18 protein-coding genes are annotated in these 19,092 nt (G+C 71.4%); 5 read left to right on the top strand and 13 right to left on the bottom strand.

Annotated features, from left to right (window positions below; translation table 11 throughout):
- Positions 1–11 precede the first annotated feature (11 nt).
- Positions 12–632 carry an NAD(P)H-dependent oxidoreductase gene (locus tag QQK26_RS12800; RefSeq protein ID WP_284233368.1) on the bottom strand — a complete coding sequence of 207 codons (621 nt, stop codon included), beginning with the start codon at positions 630–632 and terminating at the stop codon, positions 12–14.
- 68 nt (positions 633–700) lie between these two features.
- On the opposite strand from QQK26_RS12800, the gene QQK26_RS12795 reads away from it, so the two are divergent.
- Genes QQK26_RS12795 through QQK26_RS12785 form a run of 3 tightly spaced genes read left to right on the top strand, consistent with a single transcriptional unit; the run spans position 701 to position 4,448 of the window.
- A complete protein-coding gene (locus tag QQK26_RS12795; RefSeq protein WP_284233367.1) occupies positions 701–1,303 on the top strand; it encodes a TetR/AcrR family transcriptional regulator in 603 nt (200 codons plus the stop codon).
- A gap of 38 nt (positions 1,304–1,341) precedes the next feature.
- Entirely contained in the window at positions 1,342–3,510 is a 2,169-nt protein-coding gene (locus QQK26_RS12790) for an RNA degradosome polyphosphate kinase (protein WP_284233365.1), read from the top strand.
- Positions 3,507–4,448, top strand: a complete 942-nt coding sequence (locus tag QQK26_RS12785) for an NUDIX hydrolase (protein WP_284233363.1) — start codon at positions 3,507–3,509, stop codon at positions 4,446–4,448. The genes QQK26_RS12790 and QQK26_RS12785 overlap by 4 nt, the downstream gene beginning before the upstream one ends.
- Positions 4,449–5,461: 1,013 nt before the next feature.
- On the opposite strand, the gene pstB (QQK26_RS12780) is transcribed toward QQK26_RS12785, so the two are convergent.
- The 10 genes from pstB (QQK26_RS12780) to QQK26_RS12735 form a co-directional block, all read right to left on the bottom strand.
- Positions 5,462–6,241 (bottom strand): phosphate ABC transporter ATP-binding protein PstB, encoded by a 780-nt coding sequence (gene pstB / locus QQK26_RS12780; protein ID WP_284233360.1) that lies wholly within the window; start codon positions 6,239–6,241, stop codon positions 5,462–5,464.
- Positions 6,242–6,261: 20 nt separating this feature from the next.
- On the bottom strand, positions 6,262–7,350 hold the full coding sequence (pstA, locus tag QQK26_RS12775; protein WP_284233358.1) for a phosphate ABC transporter permease PstA: 1,089 nt from the start codon (positions 7,348–7,350) through the stop codon (positions 6,262–6,264).
- Complete coding sequence (gene pstC, locus QQK26_RS12770) at positions 7,350–8,300, bottom strand: phosphate ABC transporter permease subunit PstC (protein ID WP_284233354.1); 951 nt, start codon at positions 8,298–8,300, stop codon at positions 7,350–7,352. Before pstC (QQK26_RS12770) ends, pstA (QQK26_RS12775) begins: the two co-directional genes overlap by 1 nt.
- 139 nt (positions 8,301–8,439) lie before the next feature.
- On the bottom strand, positions 8,440–9,528 hold the full coding sequence (locus tag QQK26_RS12765) for a phosphate ABC transporter substrate-binding protein PstS (RefSeq protein ID WP_284233349.1): 1,089 nt from the start codon (positions 9,526–9,528) through the stop codon (positions 8,440–8,442).
- 142 nt (positions 9,529–9,670) lie between these two features.
- Positions 9,671–11,041 carry a threonine/serine exporter family protein gene (locus tag QQK26_RS12760; RefSeq protein ID WP_284233347.1) on the bottom strand — a complete coding sequence of 457 codons (1,371 nt, stop codon included), beginning with the start codon at positions 11,039–11,041 and terminating at the stop codon, positions 9,671–9,673.
- Positions 11,042–11,181: 140 nt separating this feature from the next.
- The gene (gene pstB / locus QQK26_RS12755) at positions 11,182–11,961 is read right to left on the bottom strand and encodes a phosphate ABC transporter ATP-binding protein PstB (RefSeq protein ID WP_284233345.1); all 780 of its coding nucleotides are present in this window, start codon (positions 11,959–11,961) and stop codon (positions 11,182–11,184) included.
- An 11-nt stretch (positions 11,962–11,972) separates the two neighbouring features.
- Positions 11,973–13,043 (bottom strand): phosphate ABC transporter permease PstA, encoded by a 1,071-nt coding sequence (pstA, locus tag QQK26_RS12750; RefSeq protein WP_431308013.1) that lies wholly within the window; start codon positions 13,041–13,043, stop codon positions 11,973–11,975.
- Positions 13,040–13,966, bottom strand: a complete 927-nt coding sequence (gene pstC, locus QQK26_RS12745) for a phosphate ABC transporter permease subunit PstC (protein ID WP_284233342.1) — start codon at positions 13,964–13,966, stop codon at positions 13,040–13,042. Before pstC (QQK26_RS12745) ends, pstA (QQK26_RS12750) begins: the two co-directional genes overlap by 4 nt.
- Complete coding sequence (locus tag QQK26_RS12740; protein WP_284233340.1) at positions 13,963–14,205, bottom strand: type 2 periplasmic-binding domain-containing protein; 243 nt, start codon at positions 14,203–14,205, stop codon at positions 13,963–13,965. Before QQK26_RS12740 ends, pstC (QQK26_RS12745) begins: the two co-directional genes overlap by 4 nt.
- Complete coding sequence (locus tag QQK26_RS12735; RefSeq protein WP_284233338.1) at positions 14,202–15,113, bottom strand: phosphate ABC transporter substrate-binding protein PstS; 912 nt, start codon at positions 15,111–15,113, stop codon at positions 14,202–14,204. The genes QQK26_RS12740 and QQK26_RS12735 overlap by 4 nt, the downstream gene beginning before the upstream one ends.
- Before the next feature lie 127 nt (positions 15,114–15,240).
- Between QQK26_RS12735 and QQK26_RS12730 the strand changes: the two genes are divergently transcribed.
- Entirely contained in the window at positions 15,241–16,218 is a 978-nt protein-coding gene (locus tag QQK26_RS12730; protein ID WP_284233336.1) for a TIGR03557 family F420-dependent LLM class oxidoreductase, read from the top strand.
- A 168-nt stretch (positions 16,219–16,386) separates the two neighbouring features.
- Positions 16,387–17,349 carry an IS481 family transposase gene (locus QQK26_RS12725; protein ID WP_284233334.1) on the top strand — a complete coding sequence of 321 codons (963 nt, stop codon included), beginning with the start codon at positions 16,387–16,389 and terminating at the stop codon, positions 17,347–17,349.
- On the opposite strand, the gene QQK26_RS12720 is transcribed toward QQK26_RS12725, so the two are convergent.
- Positions 17,346–18,215, bottom strand: a complete 870-nt coding sequence (locus tag QQK26_RS12720; RefSeq protein ID WP_284233332.1) for an anti-sigma factor — start codon at positions 18,213–18,215, stop codon at positions 17,346–17,348. The genes QQK26_RS12725 and QQK26_RS12720 overlap by 4 nt on opposite strands.
- Positions 18,212–18,790, bottom strand: a complete 579-nt coding sequence (gene sigK, locus QQK26_RS12715) for an ECF RNA polymerase sigma factor SigK (protein WP_284233331.1) — start codon at positions 18,788–18,790, stop codon at positions 18,212–18,214. The genes QQK26_RS12720 and sigK overlap by 4 nt, the downstream gene beginning before the upstream one ends.
- Between the last annotated feature and the right edge of the window lie 302 nt (positions 18,791–19,092).

Below are 19,092 nucleotides of genomic sequence, written 5' to 3'. Positions count from 1 at the left end.
CCCGCGCGCGGTCAGGGCGTCGCCGCCGGCTCCTCGACGGGGTTCCGGGGACGGGATGCGCGGCGCGCGTCCGCGGCGCTGTCGCGCTCGGCCGTCCGTCGCATCCGCTCGATCCATGCCGCGCGCCGCGCATCGGTCGATCCGCGCACGGGGCCGATCATGACGGCGCGTTCGGTGCGGATGCCGCAGAAGCCGAGCACGAGGCTGCGCAGCTGCTTGGCCGCGGGGTTGCCGGTGAGCAGCAGGTACCACCACGGCGAGTCCGTGCTGAGCACGATGCGCCCGCGACGACCGCGCAGCAGCCCTTCGGGCAGGCCGTTCGCGCCGTAGCGGTAGGCCCGGCGCGGCAGCAGCAGCCGGTCGAGGAAGCCCTTCAGCTCGGCGGGCACGGAACCCCACCAGATCGGGGCGAGCACGACCACGCGGTCGGCCTCGAGGATCGCCGCCCAGGCCTCGACGAGGTCGGGCTCGAGCTCCATCCGCTGGCGGTAGCCGTGCCGCAGCACGGGGTCGAAGCGCAGGTCGCGCACGGCGAGCAGCCGAGCGTCGGGGTGGGCGCCGACGTAGGCGCGGGCGAGCGCGGCGACGAGCGAGTGCTCGTCGGGGTGGCCGTCGATGACGAGCGCGGTCATGTTGACCCCTTCGGTCGATACGAACTGGACAGTGTCCAGATACGAGGAGCCTAGCTAGAATGTTGCTCGTGTCAAGATCGAACGCGAGCTATCACCATGGCGACCTCGTGGCCGCGCTCGAGCAGGCCGCCTTCGAGCTCCTCGCCGAGCAGGGCCACGCCTCGCTGAGCCTGCGCGAGGTCGCACGGCGCGCCGGGGTCAGCCACAACGCTCCCTACCACCACTTCGGCGACCGCTCCGCGCTGCTGCACCACCTCGCAGAGGCCGCCATGTCCCGGCTGCTCGCGGCGCAGCAGGCTGCGCTGGCGCGCGCGGAGGGAGCGGATGCGGTCGAGCGCGCCGTCGCACTCGGCGTCGCGTACACGGGCTGGGCCGTCGCGAACCCGAACGCCTTCGCGGTGATCTTCGACCCCGCCGTCTGCGTGCCCGGGCAGCCGACCGGCGCCATGGGTCCGCTCATCGCCGAGAACGAGCGCATCCTCGCGACGACGATCAAGGCGCTCATTGGGTCGGATGCCGGGGACGGCGGCATCGCATCCGTCGTCAGCTGGTCGTCGGTGCACGGGCTGGCGCAGCTGGTGACCGCGGGCCATGTGCCGGAGTCGGCGCTCGAGCCGGCCGTGCGGGCGGTCATGAGCGCGCTCGCGGGCAGCGGGCATCGAGCCGCATAGTTCAACCGGCGTTCACAGGCCGGTGCCATGATGGGGCGATGGAGAGCGACCCGACCGTCAGCACGGAGATCGTCAGCGACGGCATCGACGATGACGACTACCAGTCCTCGAGCGTCGACGACGGCACGCTGCCGGCCGATCGCTACCTCGACCGCGAGCTGAGCTGGCTCGCCTTCAACCAGCGCGTGCTTGAACTCGCCGAGGACCCGGATCTGCCGCTGCTCGAACGCGCCAACTTCCTGGCGATCTTCGCGAGCAACCTCGACGAGTTCTTCATGGTGCGCGTGGCCGGCCTCAAGCGCCGCATCGCCACCGGCATCGCGGTGCCCACCAACGTCGGCCGCGCGCCCCTGGACGTGCTCGCCGACATCAGCGCCAAGGCGCACGAGCTGCAGGACCGGCACGCGAACGCCTTCAGGCTGCTCGTCAAGCCCGCGCTCGACGATGCGGGCATCCACGTGGAGTCGTGGAGCGACCTGAACGACGCCGACCGGCAGCGCATCGACGAGATCTTCTCGCAGCAGATCTTCCCGGTGCTCATGCCGCTCGCGGTCGACCCCGCGCATCCGTTCCCCTACATCTCCGGGCTCTCGCTGAACCTCGCCGTGCGGGTGCGCCATCCGCAGACCGGCAAGGTGCAGTTCGCCCGCATCAAGGTGCCCTCGGTGCTGCCGCGCTTCGTGCAGCTGCCCGACGACGGCAGCGGCCTGACGCGCTACATCCCCCTGGAGGATCTGGTCTCGAACCACCTCGAGGACCTGTTCCCGGGCATGGAGGTGCTCGACCACCACGAGTTCCGCGTCACCCGCAACGAGGACGTGGAGATCGAGGAGGACGAGAGCGAGAACCTCATCCAGGCCCTCGAGAAGGAGCTGCTGCGCCGCCGCTTCGGCCCGCCCATCCGCCTCGAGATCACCGACGACATGGACCCGGTGACGCTCGAGCTGCTCGTGCGCGAGCTCGGCATCACCGAGCAGGAGGTCTACCGCCTTCCCGCGCCCCTCGACTTGCGCGGCCTGTTCGAGCTGCAGAAGCTCGACCGGCCCCAGCTCAAGTACCCGAAGCACCTGCCGAAGACCGCGATCGACCTGACCCCCGGCGAGCCCAACGCCAAGCCCGACCTGTTCCGCGCGATCGCACGCGGCGACGTGCTCGTGCACCACCCGTACGAGTCCTTCGCCACCAGCGTGCAGGCCTTCCTCGAGCAGGCCGCCGCGGACCCCGACGTGCTGGCGATCAAGCAGACCCTGTACCGCACCTCGGGCGACAGCCCCATCGTCGAGGCGCTCATCGCCGCCGCCCAGTCCGGCAAGCAGGTGCTCGCGCTCGTCGAGATCAAGGCGCGCTTCGACGAGCAGAACAACATCGAGTGGGCGCGCAAGCTCGAGAAGGCCGGCGTGCACGTGGTCTACGGCCTCGTCGGCCTGAAGACGCACTGCAAGCTCGTGCAGGTGGTGCGCCAGGAGGGCCGCCGACTGCGGCACTACAGCCACATCGGCACCGGCAACTACAACCCGAAGACGAGCCGCATCTACGAGGACCTCGGCCTCTTCACCGCCGACGACACCGTGGGCGCCGACCTCAGCCGCCTCTTCAACGAGCTCAGCGGCTACGCGATCGAGAAGAAGTTCCAGCGCCTGCTGGTGGCACCGCGCTACCTGCGCAAGGGGCTGCTCAAGCGCATCGACAAGGAGGCGCAGAACGCGCGCGACGGCAAGCCCGCCCGCATCCGCCTCAAGGTCAACTCGATGGTCGACGAGGCCATCATCGACGGCCTGTACCGGGCCAGCCAGGCCGGCGTGCCCATCGACATCTGGGTGCGGGGCATCTGCGCGATCCGCCCCGGCGTGCCCGGACTCAGCGAGACCATCCAGGTGCGGTCGGTGCTGGGCCGCTACCTCGAGCACTCGCGCATCTTCAGCTTCGCGGGAGGCGGCGAGCACACGGCGTTCATCGGCAGCGCCGACATGATGCACCGCAACCTCGACCGCCGCGTCGAGGCCCTCGTGCAGCTGACCGAGCCGGCCCACCTGCGCGAGATCGACGCGCTGTTCGACGAGGCGATGAGCGACGCGGTCTCCGCGTGGCGTCTCTCGACGGACGGCACGTGGGAGCGCCGGCACCGGACGGATGCGGGCGAAGCCCTCGTCGACCTGCAAGATAGTGTCATGACCCGTATCTCCCGAAGGAAGCGCAACGCCCGATGACGCCCGGCCCTGCCGCGTCGCGGGTGGTCGCCGCAGGCGCGGTGTGCTGGCGCGAGGTCGACGGCGAGGTGCAGGTGCTGCTGATCAGCCGGCACCGCCACGGCGACGTCTCGCTGCCCAAGGGCAAGGTCGACCCGGGCGAGACCCCGCCCGTCACCGCCGTGCGCGAGGTCGCCGAGGAGACCGGCTTCGCCGTGCACCTCGGCGCACCGCTGGGCGTGAGCGAGTACCTGCTGCCGGGAGGCCGCCCGAAGATCGTGCACTACTGGGCCGCCGAGGTGCCCGCCCGTCAGGCCGCCAAGCCCTTCGTGCCCAACGACGAGGTCGAGTCGATGACGTGGGCGCCGATCGTCGAGGCCAAGGCGCAGCTGACCTACGGGCACGACGGCGAGATCCTCGACCGCTTCGCGTCGCTCATCCGCCGCGGCGCGCTGCGCACCTTCGCCCTGGTGCTGCTGCGGCACGGCACGGCGGTGCCCCACGGCAGCGCGGCCACGGACGCCGCACGCACGCTCGCGTCGCGCGGGCTCGAGCAGGCGCGCGGCATGGCCGAGGTGGTCTCCGCCTGGGGCCCCGAGCGCCTCATCAGCAGCACGGCCGTGCGCTGCCTCAGCACCATCGCTCCGCTCGCGCAGCGCACGGGGCTCAAGGTCAAGCGCAGCGAGGAGATCAGCCAGGACGCCTACGAGGAGGGCGTCGCCGACATCGACGGCGTCGTCGAGAAGCGCCTCGACCGGGCGGTGACCGCGGTGCTCTGCAGCCACGGTCCGGTGATCCCCGAGATCCTGCGCGAGATCGCGGAGTCGACGGGCGGCGCGTTCAGCGGCGACCTGCGCGCCGCATCCGGTCTGCACACCGGCGAGGCCGTGGTCGTGCACCTGGCGCGGTCGGCGCCGCGCTCCGGCGTGATCGCCGTGGAGACGCACCGCTCGGCGTGACCGCCATGGAGGTGCACCGTTCGGCGCGACCGCCGCGGAGACGCACCGCTCGGCGTGCATCGAGGGCGAGCGGATGCGCCATCCGCCCCATCGCCGCGGCCGCTCGGCGTGGCTCGCGTCGGCGAGTCAGTGCCGGAGCGACAACTCAGCGTCGCGGAAGCGCCTGACTTGTCGCTTCGATACTGAGTTGTGCGGATGCGCCGATGATCGCGGATGCGCGAGTGCGGGCGCAGGCGGAGACGCAGGCGCGGGCGCGGAGGCGCGACGAGTCAGTGCCAGAGCGACAACTCAGCGTCGCGGAAGCGCCTGACTTGTCGCTTCGATGCTGAGTTGTGCGGATGCGCCGATGATCGCGGATGCGCGGAGGCGGGCGCAGGCGGAGACGCAGGCGCGGACGCGGACGCGGGCGCGGATGCGGACGCGGGCGCGGAGGCGGACGCGGGCGCGGAGGCGGGCGCGGAGGCGGGCGCGGGCGCAAAGGCGCGACGAGTCAGTGCCGGAGCGACAACTCAGCGTCGCGGAAGCGCCTGACTTGTCGCTTCGATGCTGGGTCGCACGGATGCGCCGATGATCGCGGATGCGCGAGTGCGAGTGCGGGCGCGGGCGCGGATGCGGACGCGGGCCCGGATGCGGACGCGGGCGCAGGCGCGCGGCGAGTCAGTGCCAGAGCGACAACTCAGCGTCGCGGGAGGGCCTGACTTGTCGCCTCGATGCTGAGTCGCGCGGGTGCGGAGGCGCGGGTGCGGAGGCGCGGACGCGGACGCGGCCGGTGCGGCGGGTGCGCGACGTGGGGCGCACGGGCGCGGCGCGGACGGCGCGGCGCGGACGGCGCGGCGCGCGCGGGCGCGGCGCGCGCGGGCGCGGACGGCGCGGACGGCGGAGGGGACCGGCGCCCCTGGCCGGGCCCCTCCGCTTCGGCGCGGGTCTCCCCTGCGCCGGGATCGTGCACCACGACGACCCCGTGTGGCGGGCCGGAGCCCGCCGCGGGGGCGACGGTGCGCCCCCGCAGCCCATCAGCCGAAGCGGCCGGAGACGTAGTCCTCGGTGGCCTGCACGTCGGGGTTCGAGAAGATCTTGGTCGTGTCGGCGTACTCGATGAGCTTGCCCGGCTTGCCGGTGCCGGCGATGTTGAAGAACGCCGTCTTGTCGCTGACGCGGCTGGCCTGCTGCATGTTGTGCGTCACGATCACGATCGTGTACTCGCGCTTGAGGTCCTCGATGAGGTCCTCGATCGCGAGCGTCGAGATGGGGTCGAGGGCCGAGCAGGGTTCGTCCATGAGGATGACCTCGGGCGAGACGGCGATCGCGCGGGCGATGCAGAGGCGCTGCTGCTGACCGCCGGAGAGACCGGATCCGGGCAGGTTCAGGCGGTCCTTGACCTCGTTCCAGAGGTTCGCGCCCTGGAGGCTCTTCTCGACCAGCGCATCCGCGTCGCTCTTGGCCATGCGGGTGTTGTTGAGCTTCACGCCCGCCAGCACGTTGTCGCGGATCGACATGGTGGGGAACGGGTTCGGGCGCTGGAAGACCATGCCCACCTGGCGGCGCACCAGCACGGGGTCGACGCCCTCGCCGTACAGGTTGTCGCCGTCGACGAGCACCTCGCCCTCGACGTAGGCGCCGGGGATGACCTCGTGCATCCGGTTGAGGGTGCGCAGGAAGGTGGACTTGCCGCATCCGCTCGGGCCGATGAATGCCGTGACGGAGCGGGGCTCGATGGTCATCGAGATGCCCTCGACGGCCTTGAACTTGCCGTAGAAGACGTTGAGGTCGTTGACCTGGATGCGCTTGGACATGCTGATTCCTGTGCTTTCCGTCAGCGCCCGAGCTTGGGCGCGAAGATCTTGGCGACGAGGCGCGCGACGAGGTTGAGCGCCATGACGATGAGGATGAGGGTGAGGGCACCGGCCCAGGCGCGGTCGAGCGCCTCGGTCGGGTCGATGCCCGGGCTGCGGTACTGCGAGAAGACCAGCACGGGCAGCGTGGTCATCGGACCGCTGAAGAGGTTCGTGTTGAGGCTCGCGGTGATGCCGGCGGTGAGCACGAGCGGCGCGGTCTCGCCGATGACGCGGGAGATGGCGAGCGTGACGCCCGTCGTGATGCCGGCGATCGACGTGGGCATGACGACCTTCATGATCGTGAGCCACTTCGGCACGCCGAGGGCGTAGCTGGCCTCGCGCAGCTCGTTCGGCACGAGCCGCAGCATCTCCTCGCTGGAGCGCACGACCACGGGGATCATGAGCACCGACAGCGCCACGGAGCCGGCGATGCCCATGTAGGTGCCCGGCCCGAAGAAGATGACGAACACCGCGGCGGCGAAGAGGCCGGCGACGATCGACGGGATGCCCGTCATGACGTCGACGAGGAAGGTGATCGCCTTCGCGAGCTTGCCGCGACCGTACTCGACCAGGTAGATCGCGGTCATGAGGCCGATCGGCACCGAGATGACCGCGGCGCCCAGGGTGATGAGCAGCGTGCCCCAGATCGCGTGCACGGCGCCGCCGCCCTCGCCCACGATGTTGCGCATCGAGGAGCTGAAGAACTCGGCGTCGAAGCGGTCGAGGCCGTTGACGACGACCGTGTACAGCAACGAGACGAGCGGGATGAGCACGATGACGAAGGCCGACGACACGAGCGAGGTGACCAGCCGGTCCACGGCCCTGCGCCGGTTCTCGGCGACGCTCGAGAAGACCGTCAGCAGCACGACGAAGAGCACCGTGCCGAGGAACAGGGTGGCGGCGATGTTGAAGTCCGCGGGGTCGCCGCCGGTGTTCATCAGCGCGAACACGCCGCCGACGAGCACCCACGATCCGAGCAGGATCGCCCACGGCGACCACGCGGGCAGCTGCCCGGTGGTGAGCGGGTTGACGCGGGCCGAGGCGGCGGCGGCGGTCGTGGCGGTCATCAGTTGGCTCCGGAGAAGGCGGCGCGGCGGTTCACGATGTAGCGGGCGATCGCGTTCACGGCGAAGGTGACGATGAAGAGGATGAGGCCCGTGGCGATGAGTACGTTGACCCCCTCGCCGTACGCCTCGGGGAACGAGAGCGCGATGTTCGCCGGGATCGTCGTCGGGTTGGTCGACGAGATCAGGTCGAAGGTGATCACGCCGGATGCGGAGAGCACCATGGTCACGGCCATGGTCTCGCCGAGCGCGCGGCCGAGGGCGAGCATCGCGGCCGAGACCATGCCGCCGCGGGCGAAGGGCAGCACGGCCATGCGGATCATCTCCCAGCGCGTGGCGCCGAGCGCGAGCGCGGCCTCCTCGTGCAGGCGGGGCGCCTGCAGGAAGACCTCGCGGCAGATGGCCGTCATGATCGGCAGGATCATGACGGCCAGCACGAGCGCGGCGGTGGCGATGGTGCGACCGGTGGCCGAGACGGGCCCCTCGAAGAGCGGGATCCACCCGAGGTTCTCGTTGAGCCACACGTAGAACGGCTGCAGGATCGGGGCGAAGGTCGTGGCACCCCAGAGGCCGTAGACCACCGACGGCAGCGCCGCCAGCAGATCGACGACGTAGCCGATGACGGCAGCGAGCCGTCGCGGCGCGAAGTGCGAGATGAAGAGCGCGATGCCGACGGCGAGCGGCGCGGCGATGATGAGCGCCAGCAGGGCGGCCCAGAGCGTGCCGAAGACGAGGGGCGCGACGTACTCGAGGAACGTGGCGCCGCGGAGCATGCCGATCTCGTCGGGGTCCGCGGTGAAGGCCGGGAGGCTCTCGGTGATGAGGAAGATGGCGACGGCGGCCAGCAGCAGCAGGATGACGACGCCGGCGCCGAGCGCGGTGCCGGAGAAGATGCGGTCGCCGGGCCGTCGGACGGCGCGGAGCGCGGCGCGTTGGGGGGACGCGGTGGTCATGGGGTTGTCCTTCCCGGGCGGACCCGGTGGTGCGGAAGGGGTGGAGCTCGATCGGGCGAGCATCGGGCGCCGCAGCGGCGCCCGGGAGCGGCTCCGCCCGGCGGTTCGCGGGGAACCGCCGGGCGGATCGGCGGGATCGTCAGCCGATCAGGGCGATCGCGGCCTCGACCTCGGCGCGCAGGTCGTCGGAGATCGGGGCGGAGCCGGCCTCGGCATTGCCCTCGTCCTGGCCCTCGGCGCTGGCGATGTAGGAGAAGTAGGACGAGACGAGCTCGGCGGTGTTCGCGTCCTCGTAGTCGACGCAGCCGATGAGGTAGCTCACGAGCGCGATCGGGTAGACGCCGGCCGCGGTGGTGGTGCGGTCGAGCTCGAGCGCGAGGTCGCCCTCGCCGCGGCCCTCGACGCGCTCGGCCGAGTCGAGGAACGCCGCGACGGCCTCGGTGGAGTACGGCACGTACTCCTCGCCGACCTTGACCGCGACGGTGCCGAGGTCGCCGGCGCGCGAGGCGTCGGCGTAGCCGATCGTGCCCTGGCCGGCCTCGACGGCGCCGACGAGGCCCGAGGTGCCCTCGGCCGACTCGCCGCCCTCGAGCGGCCACACGCCGTCGGCCTCGGCGGTCCACGCCTCGGGGGCGACCGCGTTCAGGTACTCGGTGAAGTTCTCGGTGGTGCCCGAGTCGTCCGAGCGGTGCACGGGGGTGATGGCCGTGTCGGGCAGCTCGACGCCCTCGTTCTGGTCGGCGATGGCCGGGTCGTTCCAGGTGGTGATGGTGCCGTTGAAGATGTTGGCGACCGTCGCGGCGTCGAGGTTGATCGAGTCGACGCCCTCGAGGTTGAAGATGATCGCGATCGGCGAGACGTAGAGCGGCAGCTCGACGATCTCGTCCGAGGCGCAGGAGGTGAAGCCGCCGGCGGCGATCTCCTCGTCGTTGAAGGCGCGGTCCGAGCCGATGAAGTCGCTGGCGCCGGCGAGGAAGTTCTCGCGGCCGGGGCCCGAACCGGTCGAGACGTAGTCGACGGTGACGCCGGTGTTGGCGGTCTGGAACGCGGCGACCCACGCGGCCTGCGCGGTCTCCTGTGACGAGGCGCCGGTCGCCGAGATGGTGCCCGAGAGGCTGCTGTCGCCGCCCGAGCCCGCGTCGGGGGTCTCGTTCGCGGCGCAGGAGGCCAGGAGGAGGGTGCTGGTGAGGCCGAGGGCGGCGAGGGTGCCGACGCGCTTGATGTTCACGGAGATTCCTTCGGGTGCGTGGTTGCAGGTGGGGCCGGTGCTGACCCGTCGGCGACGCTACGAAGGGGATGTGACCTCGCGTGCCCGCGAGCGTGAACGGATGGTGAACGGGCGGGGAACACCGCCTGCCGTCGAGCGGCGCTCAGCGGCGGCGCAGCGTGCGCCGGATGTACCCGGGGATCAGCCGACGGTCGGAGGCGCCCGTGCGCCGCGCGAGGATCTCGCCGAGCGTCACGCCCGCGGCGAGCGCGAGCCCGGTGATGCCCGCCTGCAGGAGCAGCTCGAAGCCCTGGGTCGGATCGTCGCCGTTCACCAGCGCCAGCATGCCGCGGTAGATGGCGAGACCCGGCAGCAGCGGCACGATGCCGCAGATGGTCAGCACGATGGCGGGCACGCGCACCCGCGGGCCGAGCGCCTCGGCCGCGAACCCGATCGCGAGCGCACCGAGCGCGCTCGCGGCCGCCGGCGCCACGCCCGTGCCGCCGAGCAGCATGGCCACGACGAACGCCGTCGCGCCCGTGGCGCCCGCGAGGAGCGCCGTGCGCACCGTGGCGTACGACGCCATCGCCCAGGCCGCCGAGGCTCCGGCCGCGCCGAGCACCTGCACGGCCACGGGCCAGGGGCCGACGGGCAGCTCGTCGAGCACGAAGCCGACGCCGAGCCGGCGCGCCAGGTCGAGCACCGCGCCGATGCCGACCACGATGCCGATGGTCAGCAGCATCACCTCGACGAGGCGTCCGCTCGCCGTGACCGGGAAGCCGTTGATCGCGTCGTCCGCGGCGCCGACCAGCGAGCCGCCGGCCAGCAGCACGACGATGCCCGAGGCGACGACCAGCGCCGGCGGCAGGGCCGAGACCTCGAGCGGCAGGTACGGCGCGAGCACGGTCACGACCACCGCGACGGTCGTGGCGATGGCGGCTCCGGTGAGCTGCAGGAAGAACACCGGCAGGCGCAGCGCCGCCAGGACGCGGAAGGTGCTGTCGATGAGGGCGGTCGTGGCGGCGGCGAGCACCACCGAGACCGGTCCGCCGCCGAGGAGCAGCGCGACCGACGCCGCCATGGCCGACAGCAGCAGCGTGACGACGCCGCGGCGGTAGGTGCGCGGCGCGGCCAGCACGGCGTCCAGCTCGGCGTGCGCGGCCGCGAGGCTCTCGCGTACGGTGTCGCGCGCCTCGTCGTCGACCGCGGCCTCGGCTGCCGGCACGACCGGCCCGGAGCGCACGATGCGCTCCACCTGGTCGACGACCCTGGCGAGGCGCTCGAAGTCGGCGGACGGCGACGCGACGACGCGCATGACGGTGACGCCGGGCATCCGCTCGGTGCCGTCGTGGGCCACCATGATCGACGTGAAGGTCAGATCGACCTGGCACTCCAGCTCGTAGACGCGGCTGACGCGGCGGATGGCGTCGGTCACCTCGGCGGCGGGCGCCCCGAGCGCGAGCATCGCCTCGCCGATGCGCACGGCGAGCTCGAGCACCTCGCGCACCGGCCGCTCGACGGCGGGCGCGGGCACGCGCGTCGGGGTCAGCGACCCGACTCCTCCGACGACCTTCCGGAGCACCCCGCGCCATGTCACGCCGACCACCCTACGAGCGGATGCGCACGCAGCCGCAGCGCGAGCAGGCCGGGTTCAGGCGGCGGGTACGGCTGGGCTCAGCCGAAGCGGCCGGAGACGTAGTCCTCGGTGGCCTGCACGTCGGGGTTCGAGAAGATCTTGGCGGTGTCGGCGTACTCGATGAGCTTGCCCGGCTGCCCGGTGCCCGCGATGTTGAAGAAGGCGGTCTTCTCGCTGACCCGCGAGGCCTGCTGCATGTTGTGCGTCACGATCACGATCGTGTACTCGGTCTTGAGCTCCTCGATGAGGTCCTCGATCGCGAGCGTCGAGATGGGGTCCAGGGCCGAGCAGGGCTCGTCCATGAGCAGCACGTCCGGCGAGACCGCGATGGCGCGGGCGATGCAGAGGCGCTGCTGCTGGCCGCCGGAGAGGCCGGAGCCGGGCAGGTTCAGCCGATCCTTGACCTCGTTCCAGAGGTTCGCGCCGCGCAGGCTCTTCTCGACGAGGTCGTCCTGCTCGCTCTTCGACTGGCGCCGGTTGTTGAGCTTCACCCCGGCCAGCACGTTGTCGCGGATGGACATGGTCGGGAACGGGTTCGGCCGCTGGAACACCATGCCCACCTGGCGGCGCACGAGCACCGGGTCCACGCCGGGGCCGTAGAGGTCGTTGCCGTCGACAAGCACCTCGCCCTCGACGCGCGCGCCGGGGATGACCTCGTGCATGCGGTTGAGGGTGCGCAGGAAGGTGGACTTGCCGCATCCGCTCGGACCGATGAAGGCGGTCACGCTGCGGGGCTCGATGACCATGTTCACGCCCTCGACGGCCTTGAACTGGCTGTAGAAGACGTTGAGGTCGTTGACCTGGATGCGCTTGGACACGGGTTCCTTCCTTAGCGCCCGAGCTTGGGCGCGAAGATCTTCGCGACGAGGCGCGCGAGCAGGTTGAGCAGCATGACGATGAGGATGAGGGTGAGCGCTCCCGCCCACGCGCGGTCGATGTACGCCTGCGCGTCGACGCCCTGGCTGATGTACGAGTTGTAGACGAACACCGGCAGGCTCATCATGTCGCCGTCGGTGAGGTCGTAGTTCATGCTCTGCGTGAAGCCGGCGGTGATGAGCAGCGGCGCCGTCTCGCCGATGACGCGGGCGATCGCGAGCATGACGCCGGTCGAGATGCCGGCGATGGCGGTGGGGATGACGACCTTGAGGATCGTGCGCCACTTCGGCACGCCGAGGGCGTAGCTGGCCTCGCGCAGGTCGCGCGGCACGAGCTTGAGCATCTCCTCGCTCGAGCGCACCACGACCGGGATCATGAGGATGCTCAGCGCCACCGCGCCCGAGAGGCCCATGCGCGAGCCGGGGCCGAACAGCAGCAGGAACAGCGAGAAGGCGAACAGGCCGGCGACGATCGACGGGATGCCCGTCATGACGTCGACGAAGAAGGTGATCGCACGCGCCAGCCAGCCGCGCCCGTACTCCACGAGGTAGATCGCGGTGAGCAGGCCGATCGGCACCGAGATGAGGGTGGCCGCGGCCGTGATCTCGAGCGTGCCGACGACCGCGTGCAGCACGCCGCCGCCCTCGCCGGTGACGTTGCGCATCGACTCGGTGAAGAACGCGATGTCGAAGCGCGCGGCGCCGCGGCCGACCACCGTGACGATGAGCGAGATCAGCGGGGTGAGCGCGAGCAGGAACGCCGCGACCACGAGGTTGCGCATGAGCCGGTCCTTGGCCTTGCGCGGGCCCTCGACGACGCGCGAGAGCAGCACCAGCAGCACGAGGTAGCCGAGCACCGTGGCGATGACGAAGGCCGGCACGGGGAACGCGGCCCCGCTCGCGGCGGCGGTCAGCCCCAGGGCGACGCCGAACACGGCGGCCGAGGCGGCGAGCACCGCGAGGTTCGACCAGCGGGGCAGACGGCCGGCGGTCAGCGGGTTCGCCCGCTGCGTCACGGCGCTCACGCGCTCACCGTCCGGCGGTTCACGTACCAGCGGGCCAGCGCGTTGACGGCCAGCGTGATGACGAAGAGCACGAGGCCGGTGGCGATGAGCGTGTTGACGCCCAGGCCGTGCGCCTCGGGGAAGTTGAGCGCGATGTTGCTCGCGATGGTGGCCGGGTTCTGCGTCGTGACGAGCGCGAACGAGATGACGGTGGCGGGCGAGAGCACCATCGCCACCGCCATCGTCTCGCCGAGCGCGCGGCCGAGGCCGAGCATCGCCGCCGAGACGATGCCCGGGCGGCCGTAGGGCAGCACCGACATCGTGATCATCTCCCACTGGGTCGCGCCGAGGGCCAGCGCGGCCTCCTCGTTGAGCCGCGGCGTCTGCAGGAAGACCTCGCGGCACATGGCGGTCATGATCGGCAGGATCATGACGGCCAGCACGATCGCGACGGTGAGCATGGTGCGGCCGGTGCCGGATGCGGGCCCCGCGAACAGCGGGATCCACCCCAGGTTGGCTGTGAGCCAGTCGGCGAGCGGGACTGTCGCGGGTGCCAGCACCTGGATGCCCCAGAGGCCGAACACCACCGACGGCACGGCCGCGAGCAGGTCGATGACGTAGCCGAGTCCGGCCGCGAGGCGCCGGGGCGCGTAGTGCGAGATGAAGAGCGCGATGCCGACGGCCACCGGGATGGCCATGGCGAGCGCGAGGGCCGCGGCCCAGACGGTGCCGAACGCGAGCGGCAGCACGTAGGCCAGGAACGACTCGCCCTCGTCGGTGCCCTGGATCAGCGCGGGCAGCGCCTGCGCGACGAGGAAGATGGCGACCGCGGCGAGCACGATCAGGATCAGCGCGCCCGCCCAGCGGCTCATGCCGGCGAACACGGCGTCGCCGATCCGGCGGCTGCGCAGTCCGGCGGCGGGGTCGTTCACTGCTGCGCTCATCCGTCCGCTCCGATCGATCGCACGGCCTCGCGGACGCGCTCGGCGGTGGCCTCGGCGAGCGGCGAGGAACCCGCGCTCTGCGCCGCCCGGGCCTGGCCCGCGTCGCTGACGACCCACTCGGCGTAGTCCTTGAGGAAGGCGGCGTCGTCGGCGTCGCGGTAGTCGCTGCAGACCACCATGTACGAGACGAGCACGAGCGGATAGGACCCCGCCGGGCCCTCGCGGTCGAGCTCGATCACGAGGTCGAGGCCGTTCGAGCGCTCGGCGAAGGGGCTCGCGGCGACGGCGGCCGCGGCGGCCTCGTCGCTGAACGCCGTCCACTCCCCTCGACCAGGATCTGCGCCGAGGAGAGGCCGCCCGCCCGCGAGGCGTCGGCGTAGCCGATCGTGTTGCGGCCGTTGCGCACGCCCTCGACCACGCCGCTGTTGCCCTGGTTGCCGTCGGCACCGGCGAAGCGGTACGCGTACGTGTCGCTCGGCTCCTCGGTCCAGACGTCGGGCGCCGTGTCGTGCAGGTACTCGGTGAAGTTCTCGGTGGTGCCGGAGTCGTCGGAGCGGTGCACCACGGTGATCGGGGCGTCCGGCAGCGCCGCGTCGGGGTTCAGGGCGGCGATCGCCGGGTCGTCCCAGCGCCCGATCGAGCCGTTGAAGACCGCGGCCATGGTGGCCGGGTCGAGGCGCAGGTCGTCGACGCCGTCGACGTTGAAGATCACGGCGATCGGCGAGATGTAGACCGGCAGGTTCAGCGCGGTCGCGCCGTCGGTGCAGCTGACCAGCGGGCCCTCGTCCTCGTCGAGCGCCGCATCCGAACCGGCGTAGACGGTCCAGCCCTCCACGAAGTTCGCGCGGCCCGCACCGGAGCCGACGGGCGAGTAGTTGATCGTGACGCCGGGGTAGGTCTCCTGGTAGCCGGAGATCCAGGCCGCCTGCGCGGCCTCCTGGGCGGAGGAGCCGCTGGCGTTGAAGCGGCCGGTCGGGCCGTCGTAGCCGGGCTCGGTGCCGGGTTCGTTGGCGGCGCAGCCGCTGAGCAGGATGCCTGCTGCGGCGAGCGTGGCGACGAGCGCGCGGGCGCGTGGGGTGGCGATGACCGTTCCTCTCGTCGCCGTGCAGGGGTGCCGTCGGTGGGAGCCGACGGTGAACAGCGTCACCAGTCTAGGTAAACGGGAGGTGAACGGAAGTCGACGGCGGTACGCCGGATGCGCGGGGCGGCCCCGCGAGCGGCACGTGCGCTGGGAGTCGACCGAGGGAGCGCATCCGCTTCCTAGCCTGCGGGGCATGACGAACTTCGGCTACACCCTCATGACCGAGCAGAGCGGCCCGAAGGAGCTGGTCGGCTACGCCGTCGACGCGGAGCGCACCGGCTTCGACTTCGCCGTCTCGAGCGACCACTACTCCCCCTGGCTGGTGTCCCAGGGGCACGCGTCGCACGCCTGGACCATGCTCGGCGCGGTGGCCCACGCCACCGAGCGCATGGAGCTGATGACCTACGTGACGGCGCCGACCATCCGCTACCACCCGGCGATCGTGGCGCAGAAGGCGGCGACGCTGCAGCTGCTGGCCGACGGGCGGTTCACACTGGGCCTCGGCTCGGGCGAGAACCTCAACGAGCACACCGTGGGCGAGGGCTGGCCCGCGGTCGGCGTGCGGCAGGACATGCTCGAGGAGGCGGTGCACATCATCCGCGCCCTGCACGACGGCGGCCTCGTCACCTGGGAGGGCCAGTACTTCCGCGTCGACTCCTCGCGGGTCTGGGACCTGCCCGAGGGCGGCGTGCCGATCGCGATCGCGGTGTCGGGTGAGAAGAGCGTCGAGCGCTTCGCGCCGCTGGCCGACCACCTCGTGGCGGTCGAGCCCGACGCCGACCTGGTGAGCGGATGGGATGCGGCCCGCTCCGGCCTGCCCGCGAGCCGGAAGATCGGCCAGATCCCGATCAGCTGGGACCCGGACCGCGACCGCGCCGTCGAGCGGGCGCACGAGCAGTTCCGCTGGTTCGCCGGCGGATGGGACGTGAACGCCGACCTGCCGACGACGAAGGGCTTCCAGGCCGCGACGCAGTTCGTGCGGCCGGAGGACGTGGCGTCGTCGATCGCCTGCGGGCCCGACCTGGACGCGCTCGCGGAGAGCTTCGCGCCCTACGTGGAGGCGGGGTTCACCGACATCGCCCTCGTGCAGGTAGGCGACGAGGCGCAGCAGCGGTTCCTCGACGAGGCGGCCGGGCCGCTGCTCGAGAAGCTGCGGGCTCGATTCTCCTGAGCCTCCGCACCCCTGGACGGCAGCGAGGCCGGGCTCCGTCGGAGCCCGGCCTCGCGCCTGCTGCGGTCTAGGTGTACTTCCTTGGGAGGTTGTGAACGTTGGGGGCGTTAGCGAAGGCCTCCGGGACGATGTGAGTTACGACACACATCACCATCCACGGAGGCCTTCGTGACCCACGCTAACGCGCCATTCACCCCGGAGGGCAGGACTCGTCTTGCCCGGTTGATCGTCGAGGAGGGCTGGTCGGTGCGCCGTGCTGCGGAGCGGTTTCAGTGCTCGCCCGCGACCGCGTCGCGTTGGGCTGCCCGGTTCCGGGCCGGGCAGGCGATGACGGACCGGTCCTCAACGCCGCATCGTTCGCCATCGCGGACGACGCGGCGGCGGGAGCGGCGGATCGTCGCGCTGAGGTTCACCCGCCGTTGGGGTCCGCACCGCATCGGCTACCACTTGCGCATCCCGCGCTCCACGGTCGAGCGGGTCCTGGCCCGCTACCGGATGCCACGCCTGGTGCATCTCGATCAGGCCACCGGGCTCCCCGTTCGCAAGGCTGCCCCGGTCCGGATGGAGGCGACCCGGCCGGGCGAGCTGGTCCACATCGATATCAAGAAGCTCGGGCGCATCCCTGACGGCGGCGGGCACCGGATGCTCGGCCGCACGGTCGGGAACCGGCACAACAAGAAGCGGGGCCGGGGTTACGCGTTCCTGCATCACGCGATCGACAGCTACTCGAGGTTGGTCTACTCCGAGCAGCACACGGACGAGCGCAAGGAGACCGCGGCCGGGTTCTGGTTGCGGGCGCGGGCGTTCTTCGAGACCGCGGGCTTCACCGTCAGCGCGGTGATGACCGATAACGGCTCTTGCTACCGCTCCCGCGTCTTCGCGACGGCGCTCGGCGACGTCAAGCATCGACGCACCCGCCCCTATCGGCCACAGACGAACGGGAAGGTCGAGCGCTTCAACCGCACCCTCGCGACCGAGTGGGCCTACGAACGGCTCTACTCCACCGACGAAGCCCGCTCAGCGACCTACGTCGACTGGATCCACCACTACAACCACCACCGGCCCCACACCGGGATCGGCGGGCTCACGCCCGCCGACCGCGTTCACAACCTCACTGGGAACTACATCTAGGTGGCCTGGACCAGGATCGGGTCGGTCGTCGGCGACTCCGAGCCGCCGGCAGGCTCGACGGTGATGCCGATGACGTCGCCGTCGTGCAGCTCGCCGTCCATCACCGCGAAACCCTCGTCGGCATCCATGAGCCCGGCGGGGATCGCGCCGCCGTCGCGGATCATCCAGAGCTGGTAGACGAGGTCGTCGTCGAGCTCGGGCATGCCGTCGCTCTCAACCGCGGCGCTCGCGAGGTCCTCGCTCCAGAGCACCGTGACCTCGGTGCCGTCGGTCGCCGTGGTCTCGACGCGCTGCAAGTCGTCGGCGCCCTCGAGGGCGGCGAAGGCCTGCTGCTGCTCGCTCGGCGGGGTGAGCAGCCCGGTGCCTCCCGCGATGCCGGCGCCGATCACCACGACCGCCGCGGCGGCGGCGACCAGGGCCATCGGTCGGGACCAGCGGCGCGCGGCCTTGGAACCCGCCGCAGGGGTGATGACGGCACCTGCGGCGGAGGGGGCGGCGACCTCCGGAGCGGATGCGAGGGCCGTGACCCGGGCGAGCTCCTCTCGGTCGACGGCGTCGTCGTCGGCTACGCGGTCCTCGCGCGCGTGCGTCTGCGCGGGACCCGCTGGCGCGGGCTCCGCGTCGTCGGCGCCGAGCTGCGGAGTCACCGCGATGGCGTCGAGCAGGTTGGCGCGCAGGGCCGCGCTGGGCTCGGCCGTGTCGACGGCGAGCAGGGCGGCGGTGTCGCCGAGTTCGGCGGCCTCGGCGCGGGCGTCCTCGGAGCGGCGCAGGTACTCCTCGTACCGTTCGCGCTCGTCCGGCGTCAGGGCGTGCAGCGCGTACGCGCCGGCCCAGTTGCCGTAGTGGTCTTCTTCTCGCGTGCTCACGGCACGACTCCCAACTCGTCTCGGAGGCGGATCATCCCATCCCGCAACCGGGTCTTCACGGTGCCGATGGGGATGCTGAGTTTCGCGGCGATCTCGCTGTGGCTGAGACCGCCGTAGTAGGCCAGCTTCACGGCCTGGCGCTGCAGCTCGGTGAGTCTGCCGAGCGCCTTGCTGACCCGTTCGTGCTCAACGCTGACCTCGACCGACTCGCTCACCTGGTCGAAGCCGGGCTCGAAGTCGCGGATGCCGATGCGCACGTCGCGATCCCGGCTCGACTGCGAGGAGCGCACCCGGTCCACCGCGCGGCGGTGGGCCATCGTGAGCATCCAGGTGACCGCCGCGCCCTTGTTGGGCTGGTAGCGGGCCGCCGTCTGCCAGATCTCGAGGAACACCTCCTGGGCGACCTCCTCGGACTGCGAGTGGTCGATGAGCAATCGCTTGATCAACCCGAGCACCCGCGGAGCCGTACGGTCGTACAGCTCGGCGAATGCTGCGCGGTCGCCGGCAGCGACCGCGGTCAGCAGGTCTTCCAGCGAGGCGGGCGCCCGTTCGACGCGTTCCGGTTCCCTCGTCATGGTCACCAGCATGTCAGGCCCACCTCCAATCATGGTCGATCGGCGCGGGACCTCACGGGATGCGCGGGGTTCGGCCGATGACGGTGCTTCGGAGGCGGGGGCCGGGAGGTTTGGTTCCGAGTTGCGAACGGTCGGGCTCGGATGCGCACCGCCGGTCGTGACGGCACCCCGAGGCGGGCATGGAGAAGCCGGACCGCTGAGAACGCCTCACGGCGGAAGGCCGCTCGAAGCGGCGAATATTGGAGCCCGGGGTTACAGCGGCCCGGCGTCATCCAGTGTAGCGAGGGGTGCATCCGCTCGCA

The sequence above is a fragment of the Arenivirga flava genome, from assembly GCF_030161575.1.
Lineage (GTDB): Bacteria > Actinomycetota > Actinomycetes > Actinomycetales > Microbacteriaceae > Arenivirga > Arenivirga flava.
The sequence above is the reverse complement of the archived record's forward strand: the minus strand, read 5'-3'. Positions and strand labels throughout refer to the sequence as shown.

Coding starts and splice junctions, on each gene's coding strand:
- QQK26_RS12800 (WP_284233368.1), bottom strand. CDS start 632: ATGACCGCGCTCGTCATCGACGGCCACCCCGACGAGCACTCGCTCGTC.
- QQK26_RS12790 (WP_284233365.1), top strand. CDS start 1,342: ATGGAGAGCGACCCGACCGTCAGCACGGAGATCGTCAGCGACGGCATC.
- QQK26_RS12785 (WP_284233363.1), top strand. CDS start 3,507: ATGACGCCCGGCCCTGCCGCGTCGCGGGTGGTCGCCGCAGGCGCGGTG.
- pstB (WP_284233360.1), bottom strand. CDS start 6,241: ATGTCCAAGCGCATCCAGGTCAACGACCTCAACGTCTTCTACGGCAAG.
- pstA (WP_284233358.1), bottom strand. CDS start 7,350: ATGACCGCCACGACCGCCGCCGCCGCCTCGGCCCGCGTCAACCCGCTC.
- pstC (WP_284233354.1), bottom strand. CDS start 8,300: ATGACCACCGCGTCCCCCCAACGCGCCGCGCTCCGCGCCGTCCGACGG.
- pstC (WP_284233342.1), bottom strand. CDS start 13,966: ATGAGCGCAGCAGTGAACGACCCCGCCGCCGGACTGCGCAGCCGCCGG.
- QQK26_RS12730 (WP_284233336.1), top strand. CDS start 15,241: ATGACGAACTTCGGCTACACCCTCATGACCGAGCAGAGCGGCCCGAAG.
- sigK (WP_284233331.1), bottom strand. CDS start 18,790: ATGACGAGGGAACCGGAACGCGTCGAACGGGCGCCCGCCTCGCTGGAA.